The sequence below is a fragment of the Bacteroides sp. BFG-606 genome (assembly GCF_024788145.1).
Classification (GTDB): Bacteria; Bacteroidota; Bacteroidia; order Bacteroidales; family Bacteroidaceae; genus Bacteroides; species Bacteroides vicugnae.
The window spans coordinates 746891-762785 of the sequence record NZ_JANUIL010000001.1; the positions used below are offsets into that span (position 1 = coordinate 746891).

Consider the following 15895-nt stretch of genomic DNA (forward strand, 5'->3'; position numbering starts at 1 on the left):
TAATAGTTTATAGGATTAATAACCCGGATTGTTGGGTAACAAGTTGGGACACAACTCCACATCATGTGTAGGCAGCGGCCACAAATATTCGCGTTCGGGGAAGATGCGTTTAGCACCCTGCGAACAATAACCGGCATTAAAGAGAGCTGCAAAGTCTGCTAAACCATCTTCGTCGATTTGCGGAGTCATTCCCCAGAACCAGAGGTTCTTGTTCACGATATTGTTCAGCAATTCTGTGGGGTCAATAAGCATGATGTAATTGTAACCATTCAATGCTTTTCCTGCCAATTTCCAGCGCATCAAGTCTTGCAGGCGTTGGTTCTCCATAGCAAACTCCATGCGGCGCTCTATACGCAGGGCACGTCGCAGTTCGGTTTGGTTGGTAGTGGTCACGGCAGGATAACTATCAGTAGCTGTTACATTCACACCATAAGCACGAGCACGTACCATATTAATGGCTTTCAGCACGCTGTCGTCAATCAGGTTCTGTTCTATCATGGCTTCAGCATAAATCAACAGTACGTCAGCATAGCGCATTATGATATAGTCTTGTTCTACCTTTTGGTCTACTGTCCACGTAGCATCAATACCTTTCTTCCACAACAATCCTGTATATGAACTATATTGATTCACGATACGGGTATCTTGGTTGCTTTGTGTCTTACCTGTGGTATAGTTCATTACAGTTTTAGCTGCAGGACTGGGGTCGTATTCGAAACCACAGTGCTCGGTATTGAATTCAACGATGGTCATTGTACAACGCGGGTCACGGTTCTTGAAAGGCTTGCGAGGATCAAACAACGGTGATTCGTCAATAGGTAGCCCGTCAGTACAGAGATATGAGGCCAAGAGGTCCCATGAGGGATTGTATGAGCCATATCCTCCGGCATTACGAGGAAGACCGTTCTTCACAATCCAGGAATCGAGCATCACTTCGTTTTCAATGGAGCGAGGTATCACAAACACTTTCTCGTCATTCAGTTTGGTGCTCTGCTTGAAAAGTTTAGCATAGTCAGGTTCCAAAGAATAGAGTTTAAGATCCATACAAGCTTTGGCGGCTTGTGCAGCTATCTCATAATCACCCATATAGAGGGCAAAGCGCGCTTTCATAGCCAGGGCTGCTCCTTTGGTAGGATGGATATTTTCGTCTTTTCCATAGCTTTCAGGCAAACCGGCAATGGCTTTATCGAAATCAGCATACACCAAAGGAATCACTTCCGCTTTAGGTCTGCGACCACGTTGCAAAGCTTCGGAAATGGTTATAGTCTCTTCCTGATAGGGCACATCACCATAAAAGAAGATCAGTTCAGCATATTTGCAGGCACGACAGAAATAAGCCTCACCGGCATAGCGATTATAAACTTCCTCGGTCACAGCACCCTTTGCCTTGTGAATATTTTCGAGCATTGTGTTGGTACGGGCAATAAGTTTGAATGATTGCTGCCACAAAGCATATACTTCATACTGCTGGCCGTTCAGGGTTCCATCAAGCACGGTTCCACCACTTCCCGGGTTACGGTTCGTCTGACGATAGGTTGTGTTGTCCGACCATTGTTCGGATGAGCTAAGAGGTTCTTGCCAATAACCTAAAATATAGAAATCATTGGAAGCCAAACGCAATTCTGTTTCGGATGTGTACCAAGACTCGGTATTGCCTTGCGATTTGGGTACCAAGTCCATGCTCTCGCAAGCAGCAAGACTCAGGCACATTCCGGCTAATAATATCTTTGTTTTCATATTCTATTCCTATTTATTTAAAAGTTAACTTGTATACCCATTACTAAAGAGGTGGTAATAGGATAATCCGATGTACCCATTTCAGGATCCCAACCACTAGGGAAATTGCTCAAACAGAAGAGGTCACTACCACTCACATAGAAGCGGGCACGGTTTATACCGGCTTTTTGTGTCCAACTCTTAGGCAGGGTATAACCTAATGTGATATTCTTCAAACGGAAGTATGAACCGTTGAACATCCAGAAGTTAGAGGTAGCATAGTTATTGCTCTTCGACACATTCGAAAGGCGCGGATACTTGGCTGCTAAATTCTCTTCAGTAGTATTGAAAGGACTCCAATATTTACCCTCGAGAATGGCTGGTACGTTACCATAGTTATCACGCAAAGGTTGTACCATAGAAGTAGAGAGGTAAGAATTTTGCTTGCCGATGCCTTGGAAAGCAAGACTGAAGTCAATGCCTTTGTACGAAGCGTTAAGGCTACCACCATACTGGAAACGAGGCAGTGAGTTACCCAAAGGTACACGGTCGTATTCGGGACTGATTACGCCATCGGGTACACCATCGGGACCACTGATGTCACGATACTTCAAGTCACCAACTGTAACGGTAGTACTAGTGCGAGCCGAGTTGTTCACTTCTTCTTGAGTTTGATAGATGCCCTCGCACACATAACCATAGAATTCATTGAAGAGCACGCCGGCACGTTTAATCTTACCACCGCTGATTTGCTCACCATCATTCATATAATCAATCTTTGAAAGGAAGTCGGAGAAATTCACATTTACACCATACTTAAAATCCCCTATCTGGTCGTTCCATGCCACTTCAATATCATAACCATGAGTAGACATCTTACCTGCATTCGTACTAGGGTTGTTATATCCCATAAAATAAGGGATTTCGATATTCAGCAACATGTCCTTGGTCTCTTTCCAATAGTAATCGAAATGAAACTGCAGACGGTTGTTCAAAAAGTTGACATCCAGACCTAAGTCAGTACTGGTAGTCGTTTCCCAAGTAATATCTTCTACAGCCAACACAGCAGGACGAGCAGTTTTATCAGAAACTACACTTCCATCAGCCATATAGAAAAGTGAATTACCAAAACTCATCAAAGCAATGTAGGGGAAGTAGTTGCTGCCGATACGTTCGTTACCTAACATACCCCATGAACCACGTAACTTCAAGAATGAAAGCCAATCCCATTTGAGGTTCTTCATGAACTTCTCTTCACTCGCTACCCAACCAGCTGAAAATGAAGGGAAAGTACCCCAACGATAACCTTTGGCAAAACGTGAACTACCATCGTGACGTACGTTAGCCTGGAACAGGTAACGATCGGCATACGAATAAATAACACGGCCAAAAACAGAGTTCGAAGTATACTCTGAACCTGTACCGCTATTGGTTTGGAAATCTTCCGAACCGATATTGAGGTAAGGATAACCGGTCAGTTCATATTTATCGCGCGCAGCACCGAGACTTTCGCTCTTCATATAGTAGTTTTCGAAACCGGCCATTACTGTGAGATTATGACTGCCAAAGGTTCCCATATAATTGGCAATTGCCTGGCTAGTGACATTATAATCATCGTTACGAGTTTCTGTGAGCGAATTGGTAGTCCAAGTGCTCCCAGAGTCGAAATAACCACCAAAGGTTTCGGGATCATCGGGCAAGGTGTATCCACATGAGTTTTTAAACGCTTTCTTCTTTTGATAGTTGATAAAAGGAGATACGATACCCGAGATGCTTAGTCCCTTGATAGGCTTGAAGGTTAGCGAACCTTTACCTGCCACCTGCGTACTATGAGCTACCGAATTACCACCGGCTACAAGCAATCCATAAGGATTTGCACCACTCTTACCCGAAGCTAAACGACCATCATCCCAAGTTGCGGGGTAAATGGCGGGCATTTTACGCATGGTATCAAAAGGGTCATAGTTTGTGGCAGTACTCTTAGCATGACGGATATTTACGTCTATTTGAGCACTAAGTTTATCATTGATATTAAAGTCGTTGTTCGAACGGAACATGTAGCGTTGGAAACCACGACCGTCATAAAGACCGTCTACTTCGTCATACGAAAGGGTAGCTACCGACTTTACCGCTTTGTTACCGCCTGATACAGAGAGAGTATGAGTCATACGGGGAGCACTTGACTTCAAAATCAGATCAGTCCAATCGGTAATGGGGTAGTTGTTCGGATCAGTAGCATTATACTTCACCCAATTCTTGGTTTTGTCAGCCGTATATTCTTGGAAAAAACCACCAGTAGGGTTATCGTTGTATTTCAACTCGTTGCTCATCTCCAAGTAACGAGTGACTCCCACCATACTAGGTTGTTTGGTAGGAATTTCCCAACCAAATTCAGCATTATATTTCAGATTGATTTTACCGGTATCGTTACCGCGCTTGGTAGTAACTAAGATAACACCAGCAGCAGCTTTCGAGCCATAGATACTGGCAGCCGCAGCATCTTTCAATACAGATATGCTCTCTACATCATTAGAATTCACATAGTCGAGCGAACTCTGCACCCCGTCTACAATCACTAACGGGCTCGATTCACCCATAGTGGTAATACCACGCACACGAATAGAGGCGGCTCCTGCACCGGGAGCAGAGCTATTACGCGTCACCATCACACCCGAGAGTGATCCTTGCAATGCATTGGAAAGCATGGCTGTACGCTTGTTCACCAGCTCTTCTCCCTTCACGGCTGCCACCGCACCGGTAAGGTCTTTCTTCTTTACCACACCGTAACCGATAACAACTACTTCGTTGAGCGCTCTGCTAGCTTCTTCCATTACTATGGCATACATATTTTTGCTATCTATCCGCACGATTTTATCCACAAAGCCCACATAGCTAATGAGTAATTCGCTACCCTCGGGAACGTCTATCTGAAACTTACCATCAAGGTCGGTGATAGTAGCTGCATCACTACCTTTCACACGAACCGTAGCACCAATCATCGGTAGATCAGTTGCATCGACTACCTGACCAGAGATGCGCTTCGCCTTTTTCACTTGAGTAGTAGCCTTTTTAGAAGGATTAGCAGTGATGGTTACTTGACGGTTCTGAATGGTATATTTCAAATCAGCTAGCCGACATACTTCCGTCAAAATAGCATCGATCGACTTTCCTTTCAATTCGATGTTCACTTTGTTGTTGAGACGATCTTTTACAGGTTGATCATAGACAAAAACATATTGGCTATGTTTTTCAATGTAGTCGAACACTTGTTTCACTGTCGAATCTTCGGCTTTAAGGATATACATCCCATTTACCTTTTCGAACGAAACAGTCGACGCGCTAGAATAAGCGGGCACAGACAGTAGTCCAGCCAAACAGAAAGCTTTTGCTAAGCTTACCACCGTAGTTGTGATTGTTTTTCGATTCATAATATAAGATTAATAATTAATATTTATTGCATAACGATTTATGAGTAATCTACCAGTTAGTTGTTGATTTTAAGTTTACCGACTTTGCACCATCCCTCAAATAAAAGATTCTTGTCGACCGCCATTTTCAAGCCCGGCTGGCATGCTTTGGTTGTATCAACCAAACCAATAAGCCAAGTGTAGTTTCCCTTTTGAAGTCCATCCAAATTGACAGTTGTGGTATAATGACCATCACGCCCTTGTACCCAAGTTGAGAGATCAGCCTCATCTGCAAGCTGTTTTTTCACAATGTTATGATTGTCATCCATCAAAGCGATGCAGACTTTATATTTTCCTTTCCATTGAGGAATATTGGTAGGACAGTATCCCCAACCCAGATTGCGCCAATTGTGTTGCACGCTCACACGCTCGCCTGAACGGGCTTTATTTACAAAACTGACCTCAGTGGGATAGAGCCGGTATCCTCCCTCACGTTCGAAACGCTTCACCAAATCGAAAGAGCTATTAAACCACGAGGCTACTTCATCACCAATGCGAAGATCCATCATATTGACATGGGCATTACGGCTTTCTTCGTACTCGCCCCACCGCACATCTTCCGAATGCCCCTGGCGATACTTGCCACTAGGATCAATCCAGTAACGGTGGTGCGCTCCGGTAATCCATCCTCCCTCCATAATGATGGGCAAGCGAAAGCGGTAAGCACGGGCAAAATCTTTTTCCCACTGTTCGTAGTAACCAGTCATGCCAAAAGCGTCGTGACGAATGGTGTATCCTTTGGCAATGGCTCTTTCGAGCAATCTTTTACTATCAGGGTGTGGTTCTGCCCAGCTGATGGTATCTCCCACCAAACGATGGTAGTTTATCACCAATGGTACACGTTTGAAAGCTTTTGCATAGGTATCGGTAATCCATTCGAATACTTCTACTTTATTTGAATAGTTATTATACTTCACGCCATGTGCTTCTCCCCATTTACCAAGCCCATAAGCATCAATAAAATCTACTTTATCGGGATCGTCAAAAGCAACAGCAAAGGCTTGAAGGAACTTTTCGTATTTCTGTTGAAACACAGCATCGTCAGGATAAGGCGACCATATTTGGGGATTATTAGGATCTTGAAAACCTTTCGCACCGGCTTCCTTCACATAAAGAGGTGTGTTCTGTCCTTGGTCGCGGCTGTCTACATTGATACGGAAAGCCAGTCGCATACCACGTTCACGCACCGAAGCAAGCAATTTATAGATACGTGAGTCCGGATCGTTCCATACATAATCTCCCTCTTTACTCTCAAGCATATTCCAATTGATGCGAATGTAACATGTACCGGCGTAATCGCTCACGCGAACAGTGGAATCCCCACCATTTACGGGCATAGCATCATAATGGTGAGTTTGCCAAAAGTTTTCATCCCATGCACGTCCCAAATACATCACCCAACCTGTTAGGGGATTTTTGAGTACAGAAGTAGTATCAGGCTCAAAATATACTGTTTGACCAAGTGCCTTCGCTTCTTTAAGCATAGCTGATTGCGTATGCGCTGAAACCCATCCACAGTGTATTAAAACGGGCATAAAAAGCATAAATGTACGTAACAAAGTGTATTTTTTCATATTTTCCAATGGTATTAAAAAGCATTGTTTCTCCTTACGAGAAGGCATATAAGTCTCCTCTACCTTGCTATAAAGGCATTACAAATTGGTTGACAATAAGTTCCTATGTAATTATTTAATCCGGGAAAAACCGATAAAAAAAGCAGTTATTCCTTCACTAAGTAGATCGTATCACCATGAATTTCCATACGAGTTTGGGTCATGGTTTCAATGGCATGTAAGGTTTCATTCACATGATCACTAAGCACTAACCTGCCGTAAAATCTATCTGCCGACATCCCGTCGTCAAACATAATTGTCACCCCATAATAATGGCTGAGTCGTTGAGCCACGGACTCTACACTTTCGCCATCAAGGTTAATCATACCCTGCATCCAGCAAGTGTATTCATCAGTATTCACTGTTCGTTTTTCGGCGAAACTCCCCTCTTGCAAATTCACCAATTCATTTGGTTTCATACGAACCCGATCATTGTTTGCCGTTTTCAATTCTACCGATCCTTGAACCAATACCACTTGCGAATCCGAAGCATCGTAATTGTTCACATTAAACTTTGTTCCGAGTACCTTCACCCTAAAATTATCCGAATAAACCAAAAATGGATGTTCTGCATCGTGTGCCACATCAAAGTAGGCTTCACCCTTCACGTATATCTCACGGCAATCGCCCTCAAAACGTTTGGGATAACGAACAATAGTACGGGAATTGGCTATAATCTTAGTGCCGTCAGCTAACATCAACGTCATTTTTTCACCAGTAGGCACTTCCACCTCCTCATCGTATACATCAGCCATTAATTCCATAACTTCCGCACGGGGTAAACCGTCCATTGCATCCTCTGCAACTATATATCTAACACCTATTAAAAGAAGCAACATAGCAGCCGTCGAGGCAACATACATCAAAATGCGTCGCCGTTTGCGTTTACGTTCTTGTTGATGTATTTTCAGGAAAGCCTTTTTCTTAATAGCAGAAATATCTATCTCTACCGGAGTACTATGCTCCATAAACGACTTCAACTTGAGGTCACCCGGCAAATCCCCATATGTATAATCATTAATATCTTTATCCATTTTCAATTCTTTTTATCCTTTCAAAATCTTTTCCCTTTTACAATCTTTACCTTAGAAGTTCCTTTCTACTTATAAAGACGCAGAGGTTAGATTTATCTATAGGTTTAAATTCAACTTTTTTCTTTCAGGGCTCTTTTTTTTCAAATCACCCATTCACAAGTTTCTTTTTCAAGGCATTCATAGCATATCCTATATGATAATTCACAGTAGGAAGCGAAATTTGCAACATATGCGCAATCTCTGCATAAGGTATTTGTTCTAGTTTTGCCAAAAAGAATACGTGCTTACATTTAGGCGGTAAACTTTTAATCGCTTCATTCAAACATTGCATTTCTTCACGTGAAAGCATGTCGTCCATTGGACTCTGCATATCAGGGAAAGAGAAATCTTGGAGTTCCTCAAAAGATATTTCTTGATTACTTTTGATCTCTTTCCGTAAATAAGAAATTGATTTTCGATAAACAATCGTATTCAACCAGCTCGACATGCTAACAATTTCCAAAAGTGTCCTACGTAGTCTCCACACTTCAAGGAAGACATCACTCACCACCTCTTCAGCCATTTCTTTCTTACTAAGAATACCAAAGGCATGATAGTATAGTCTTCTCGAGTATCGATTCATGAAACTATTAAAGGCCAGTTCATCCCCTTTCGATATCAACAAAAGTTCTCTTTCCAGGTCTTCCATTTAAGATATATTAGATTACTACTTTATATATTGACACCTAAACTTCATGTATTATATAGGTATCGTTATACTAAATTAACATTTTCAATCGATTAATGCACATTTTAAAACGACTTATCTTTCAACAAATATTAAAATTAATGTGGAGTTACCTGACCATTCCCTAAAAAGCTTATTTCATCAAGATTCTATCCATTAAGCTATCGCGATATTTTTTCAATTACACAGGTATGATGAAATAAATTCATGCATGCCGCAAATGTATTGAAAATAAGGAAACACAGAAATATTTATGCCACGAAAATATTCGTTTTACTGATTATTTCTAATTTTAGTATGTTTTCTATGAGATTATTCTTTTCCAACAATAAGAAGAACCATATCAACACTCAAAAACAGGGTTTGATATGGTTCTTCTATACTCAATAATTACAATCTGAACTTTATAGAGTGGGTATTTTCAGTTTTGATACAATTTCCTTTTTATATAGAAATAAATCATTTCGCCATCTTGTAAATTTCATTACCTGCCATCAAGAAAGCACCTACTCCATAAACCTCCGTCATGTCACGGGTTACTTTCTTTGGATCAGCACCAATTTGCTGCACATAACCTAACTTTCCATTGGGTTCCACTGCTGAAATAAGAGCTTTCCATCCTTTTATCATCACTGGAAGATAAGTTTCTCTATCCAATAGCCCTTCATTAATACCATAAGCAATAGCATAAACTATAAATGTTGTACAACTTGTCTCCGGTGAAGGATAAGAAGCAGGATCTAACAAACTTGCATGCCAAAAGCCATCAGGATGTTGCAGCCCCCCAACTCGTGTAGCCAGTTTCACAAACAATTCCTCATAAAATTTACGGTTCTTATCCTTCTTAGGAAGCTCTTTCAGTATTTCAACTAAACCACCAAGTACCCAGCCGTTACCACGCCCCCAAAAGACTTTCTTCCCATTGGCCTCGCGTTTCCCAAAATACCGCCAGTCACGATAAAACAGGTTTTCCTCTTTGTCGAACAGATAATCATAAGTCGCTTTATACTCGCGATTCATAAACTTGATATACTTCTTATCACCAGTCAACATATACAGCTTGGCATATACAGGAGGAGCCATAAAGAGGGCATCGCACCAAGTCCAGCGTTCCAAAGTCTTCAAGTCGCCATCCACCAATTTGAAACTACCATTAGATGGATGATCAATAATCCATTCCGTGCGAGCCAGCGTAGGGATAATCATTGATTCATTTTTGTATTTGCGATATAGATCCAAAAAAGACTGTGATACAGCAACGTCATCAGCATGATAAAACCGTTTATCCGGCTGCCAGCAATTCCGGCGGCCAATATGAGTCAGCCATTTATAATAACTGTCATCATTGTCTTCTTTTTCGGCCAATTCAGCCCAATCGATCATGCCGACATAAAGAGCACCTTGCGGCCAGTTCAGGTCTTCATGCTCAGGGGCAGGATGTGGATTGGCAATCTGCCAATCTGCAACCTTTCGCATGATAGATTTGATCTCTGCTTTTTGAAAAGGAACTTCTGCTGCCATTATCAAAGCAACACATATCAGAGAAGTTCCCAATAAAAAAAATTTCTTCATTATATATTCATTAGTTTATGATTCAGTAGCTACTTCTACCTTTACTTTCTTATCCTTCACTTGTATGTAATATGTACCCGATTCAAAAAAACGTCTGCCATCTCCATCCACAAAACCCAGATCGTGCAACAAATCCACTTCGAACTTGAATATTCCAGTCTCACCTGCCTTCAGCATTCGCTTCTCAAAGTATTTCAATTCTTTCACCGGACGAGTAATTGTAGAATAAGGATCCGTAATGAACCAATGAACAGTCTCCATACCGTCTCTATCACCAGTATTGGTCACTAGTACTTCTACAGTTAGCTTATCTCCCGGACATAGTTGAGTAGCAGAGGCTTTGAGATCACCATACTCAAAGGTAGTGTAACTCAATCCATGCCCAAACTCATAAAGCGGTTCAATTGTAACATCCTGATATTTGCCTTGGTGAGGACGGGCACTCTGACGCCGATTATAATAAATAGGAATCTGCCCAGCAGTATAAGGGAAAGTAATAGGCAACTTACCGGAAGGATTGATTCTCCCCATAAGAATACCCGCAAGCGGTCTACCGCCAGCAATGCCCGGTTGCCAGATTTCGATAATAGCATCGCAAACCGGATCCAGACGGCAGAGTTCCAAAGGACGTCCGCTCGACAGAAGCAGTACAATCGGTTTGCCTGTCTTCTTCAACTCCATGGCCAACTTTTCCTGTATTTTCGGCAAGGCAATAGAGGCACGCGAAGCATTCTCTCCGCTCCAGTTCCGCTTTTCACCTAAACAGAGCAGGATTACATCCGCCTCCTTTGCCGTAGCGACAGCTTCGGCAAAGCCGGATTCATCATTGCCTTCAAATTCACATCCTTTGGCATACAGCAATTGCGATTTATCCTTTAATTCTAATTCTAGTCCATCATAAATTCCTATCACATCACCATCTTTACCGTGAGCCGTCCAAGACCCCAATAAGTTCCAGCGATTTTTACCCAAGGGGCCAATCACCGCAACCCTCGTATCCACCGGCAATGGCAACCGATTCTCCCTATTCTTGAGCAATACAAAAGACTCTTCTGCCAGTTTCTCCGCCAACCTTATGTCTTCCGGCTGTAAAAAGCGCTCTTTCTCTGTAGTCTCTCTGATATAAGGGTTTTCAAACAAACCCAATCTGAACTTCAGACGGAGTATACGGCGAACGGCATCATTCACCACCTCTACCGGCACCTTGCCTTCCTTCACCAATTCAATCAGGTATTTGTCATATCCACGAGACATCATGTCCATATCCACACCTGCCATTATTGCTTTTTCACTAGCTTCTTTCAGATTAGCGGCAGCTCCTTGAGAAATCAGCTGAACAACGGATCCCCAGTCTGAAACTACAAATCCGTCATAATTCCAACGACCTTTCAACACCTCTCGCATCGTATAATGATTGGCAGAGGCAGGTACACCACTGATATCGTGGAAGCCACTCATCAGGGTAGCAGCCCCCGCCTTTACTCCCATTTCATAGGGAAGCATGTAGGTATCCCAAAGAGTCTGCGAAGAGATTTCCGTGTACACATAGTCACGCCCCGCCTCCGAAGCTCCATAACCGATATAGTGCTTCAGGCAAGCAGCAATATGCTCTCCATCTGCCAAGTCATCGCCCTGATACCCTTTCACGGAAGCTACAGCAAAGACCCCGTTCGTATACGGATCTTCCCCATATCCCTCGGAAACACGTCCCCAACGAGGATCACGTGCCACATCAATCATCGGTGAAAACGTCCAATCCAATCCAGCCAGGCGTGCTTCTTTGGCAGCCATAGCACAAGCCTTCTCCACCAAAGCCGGATTCCACGAACAAGCCTGTGCAATGGAAATCGGATAAACCGTACGGAATCCATGAATCACATCATGCCCAAACAGGACAGGTATACCTAATCGAGATTCTTCCATCGCCTTTTTCTGTATATCGTTACGCAGACGGGGGCTGGTACTATAATAAAGAAGTGCACCGATTTCCGCCGGAATATTCTTCACTTCTTCACCAATGTTGTTCGCATTCGTATTCCGTCCCGCAACGTACTGACTTAGTTGAAGTACCTTCTCCTCCATTGTCATGCGCAAGAGTAAATCCTCCACACGCTTCTCTGTCGGAGCATTTGCATTCTTATATACAGGAGACTTTTCTTTCTTTGCTTCAAGTGTACAAAGCATTATACAAAGGCACAACCCGCACACTACAAACCTTTTTGTCATCATTACTTCTTTCATTTAATTAAATATGGCTTTATCAGACAAGCGCATAATGCGTTTGCCGTTACTTTTCAGTTCAAAAACGATCAAAGAGTTTGTTCCCTTTTGCAATATATCTGCCGGTAGTTGTATGGATTGCTGCGCATTCTGTTCCCAGTAAGAACCCGCATAATGCCCATTCACCCATACTTCCCCCATTCCCCAGCCAGAAACATCCAAATATGTTTCTGCAGGCGTCTCTACCGTAAATAATCCTTTATAGAAACAAGGGATACCACCGTTCGCCTGTGGAGTGAAAGTCAGTTCACCGACCGAACATTCACGTACCGCCAAAGGAATCATTTTCCAATTCTCGATTTCCGTGCCTGACAAAGTTATGCTGCCAAAAAGCCCTTTGGAGTTATCCAGTATCTCCGGTCCATAGGTAATACGACCGATATTTTCCGCATACAACTGCAAGGTGTGTTCACCTGCAGACATTTGTAGGGCGATTGTTTTTTTCTCTTCGGTTATCCATCCCTGCAACCTTCCGTCTACATACACAGAAGCATAGTCCCTTACATTTTCCAATGCTAACACGGGATTCTTCTCTCCTGCCGTGACCGTTGTTTCATAAAGAGCGTATCCAAACTCTATCCCCAATTCATTCATTGGCAACAATTCCTGTGCTTCCTGCACTTCTCCGTAAATTTGTTCCAAAGAAGCCGTCTCCGACATCTGTATTTCCTGTGCTGATACAGATGTCATAAATAACAGACCTAGAATTAAACTAAAACTTTTCATCCTTTCTCTATTTTCTTAAGAATGATTCTATAAATGATTCCTCTACCTTCACCTGCGGGCTGAAGCGATCACTCTTTACATAACGATCGATACTAACCAACAGCTGTTGAGTAGCGGGACGTTTCTCCATTTCTTTCTTCGTATCTAACGCCAATACCACTAGCTTTCCGTTTCCTACTTTAGCCTCAAAACCAATTCCCAATTTGTGGTTGGTCTCATAACTATCTATCACTTGAATAAACGGACGTAACTGGCGTGGTGCCTCGTCCATCTCAATTACTTTAGCATGTGCCAGGATATCCCACCACTGCCAATCGAGATGTTTTTCCGTGACGAAATCATCAAACATGCCCTTGTCTGTATGAATCAGACAACCCAATGTCATCGGTTTCCACTTGAACATGATAGGATTCCAGAAATGATTATGAAAATTAGAACTACGCCCTTTCACTTTGGCCGGCATCGGACATAAAACAACTTTCTTCCCTTCTTCAAGGAACCGTTTAGCCTTAGCATCAAAAACCGTTGTATAGAGAACATCTGCTGTAGATTGCATCAATTCTTTCAGGTCCCGGCGAGGATATACCCAAATGTCCCAGCTATTATTTATTGTATGATTAACTGACAAATGGACAGTCAACTTTTGAGGAGCAGCGATGCCATTTAGTGCATAACGAAATTCTCCTGCAGGAAAAACACCATTATTACCGATATTCTGTGTCTTTAGTTTTCCGCTTTTCAATACTTTTCCATCTTTATCTGTCACCCACCATTTAAACTTGGCATTTTTTAGAGTAGAAAGGCTATAATTATAGATTTCCGCTTTTCCCGTGAACACTTCGTCATTGTAATACGAACGTTGCGGAAAACGTAGCAAAGCAACAGTCGGCGCACAGAATTCCCTGAATTTCTCTGGCGTAATTAATCCTTTGGAATTCCAGAAAGGATCGAGAATACCAACAGGAGCATACCCCTGCCCTGTAAAATCATTAATTGACAAAAGTTGGAAACCTGACTTCAACCAGGTACGTAGCTGGGCTTCAATCACATCTTTATATTCAAGTACGGTTTGCGCACCGGAAACCTGATAGAAATCATCAGCCTGATCCAGCATCCCATGTGCCTCCAACGAGTCACGATACACTTCAAAATTACGCGCCTGCACAGGACCTGTAAAATTAGGTATTTCTTTAAAATTAGGATAGATGCAACGTTGTCCCGACTCATGGGAAATCACAGGTACGTCAATACCTAATTCTTTATTTTTATCCCAATCAGTATATGGTCTTCCTTCATAAATAGCCATATGCCCTTTGGTTGTCTGATGAGTAATATAGAATTGGTCGGACTTGACGCGGGTACGGGCTGTCGAACCGCTGTATAATCTGCGGCTGTCATTTGTCCGTCCATAATGAGTAAGTTCCTCAATAAAGTCAAAGTTTCCGGTAATCTCATTACCATTACAATAAAGTACAAAAGAAGGGTGATTGCCATACTCCTTCAGTATGGCTTTCTGCTCACGACGAAAGAAATTGTAACGGGCCTCATCCGGTTCAGCATCTTTTCCCCACATCGGCATTTCTACTTCCAGGTAAACTCCCAATTTATCAGCTACCCTGAACGCAGCCGCAGGCGGACACCAGGAATGAAAACGCATGTGGTTCATTCCATAGTCCTTCAAAATAGTCAATACACGTTCCCAGGAAGCATCATCTACCGGGGCATACCCAGTTTTAGGAAATACAGCGTTCTCTACCGTACCGCGTAAATGTATCCGGTGACCGTTGAGATAAATTTTATCTTTATCCACCGCTATCTCACGCATACCAAAAATGGTGGATTTACAATGCTGATAGTTTTCATTATCGGCAGTCGTAGCCAACTTGCACTGCAAGGTATAAAGATTGGGGGTAAATTCATCCCACAACTGAATATTTTTCCCTAATGCAATCACATCTTCCACATAAAAAACAGAATCATTACCACTGACTGCCATCTCTTTATTCAAATCATACTGATTGCCGGAGATTGTAAAAGTAGCTTTCCCGGTAACCGGTTTATGAGTATGATTCAATATCTTCATTTTTACTTTCACCGAACGGTCTGCTACATTCGGATATAACTGCATATCTTCAATATATACAGGGTCTATAGCCATCAACTTCATTTCACCCAGTATGCCATTCCAGTTAATTTGCGTAAATTCGGAATGGGCATGATCCCATTTGTGCGTATCGTACTGATAACGATTATCAATACATACTGTAAAAAGGTGCGCCTTACCCGGTTTCACAAAATCCGTCAATTCATGATTGTGAGGTACACTGACATAATCAATCTTACTAACTTCCTTCGTGTCTACATAAATGGAACTTAACCAATGTGTCCGTTCAAAGTACATGAAAATACGTTTCCCTTTCCATTCTTCCGGAATAATGATTTCACGTTGATACCAAGCCGGCCCCATATACTCATACACACGTGTCAAACGATCGATATGGCGATAAGGAGATTTGTAACCTATCTTATAATCATCCGTGATCCCCGGCAATACAATTGATTCTTGCAAACGATGCATATAACGAACATCCAGCGAGCCACGCCGGAAATCCATCACATCTGTCTGAAATCCCCACTTACCGGATAAGTCTATCTCTTGCGTCTGCGCCTTCATCGGTAATAATTGAACTACCATCGCAAATGCAATAAAAGCTAATTCTATCAACTTGTTTCTCATATAAATATCTATTAATGGTCTTT

At 42.4% G+C, this 15895-nt stretch carries 9 protein-coding genes; all 9 read right to left on the reverse strand.

All coding sequences use genetic code 11. The features are described 5' to 3' along the window. Positions 1-15: 15 nt before the first annotated feature. Entirely contained in the window at positions 16-1737 is a 1722-nt protein-coding gene (locus tag NXV01_RS02995) for a RagB/SusD family nutrient uptake outer membrane protein (protein ID WP_004302516.1), read from the reverse strand. Positions 1738-1754: 17 nt separating this feature from the next. Next, positions 1755-5144, reverse strand: a complete 3390-nt coding sequence (locus NXV01_RS03000) for a TonB-dependent receptor (RefSeq protein ID WP_004302517.1) — start codon at positions 5142-5144, stop codon at positions 1755-1757. A gap of 56 nt (positions 5145-5200) precedes the next feature. Then, on the reverse strand, positions 5201-6757 hold the full coding sequence (locus tag NXV01_RS03005) for a DUF4832 domain-containing protein (RefSeq protein WP_309569293.1): 1557 nt from the start codon (positions 6755-6757) through the stop codon (positions 5201-5203). 146 nt (positions 6758-6903) lie between these two features. Continuing rightward, on the reverse strand, positions 6904-7830 hold the full coding sequence (locus tag NXV01_RS03010) for a FecR family protein (RefSeq protein WP_195649349.1): 927 nt from the start codon (positions 7828-7830) through the stop codon (positions 6904-6906). Between the two features lie 145 nt (positions 7831-7975). After that, entirely contained in the window at positions 7976-8518 is a 543-nt protein-coding gene (locus NXV01_RS03015) for an RNA polymerase sigma factor (RefSeq protein WP_195649350.1), read from the reverse strand. A 498-nt stretch (positions 8519-9016) separates the two neighbouring features. After that, a complete protein-coding gene (locus NXV01_RS03020; protein WP_195649351.1) occupies positions 9017-10129 on the reverse strand; it encodes a glycoside hydrolase family 105 protein in 1113 nt (370 codons plus the stop codon). Between the two features lie 15 nt (positions 10130-10144). Next, positions 10145-12355: a glycoside hydrolase family 3 N-terminal domain-containing protein gene (locus tag NXV01_RS03025; RefSeq protein WP_195649404.1), complete on the reverse strand. Its 2211-nt coding sequence runs from the start codon at positions 12353-12355 to the stop codon at positions 10145-10147. A 15-nt stretch (positions 12356-12370) separates the two neighbouring features. Then, a complete protein-coding gene (locus NXV01_RS03030) occupies positions 12371-13135 on the reverse strand; it encodes a hypothetical protein (RefSeq protein WP_229128605.1) in 765 nt (254 codons plus the stop codon). A gap of 7 nt (positions 13136-13142) precedes the next feature. Then, positions 13143-15872 (reverse strand): sugar-binding domain-containing protein, encoded by a 2730-nt coding sequence (locus tag NXV01_RS03035; protein ID WP_259021682.1) that lies wholly within the window; start codon positions 15870-15872, stop codon positions 13143-13145. Between the last annotated feature and the right edge of the window lie 23 nt (positions 15873-15895).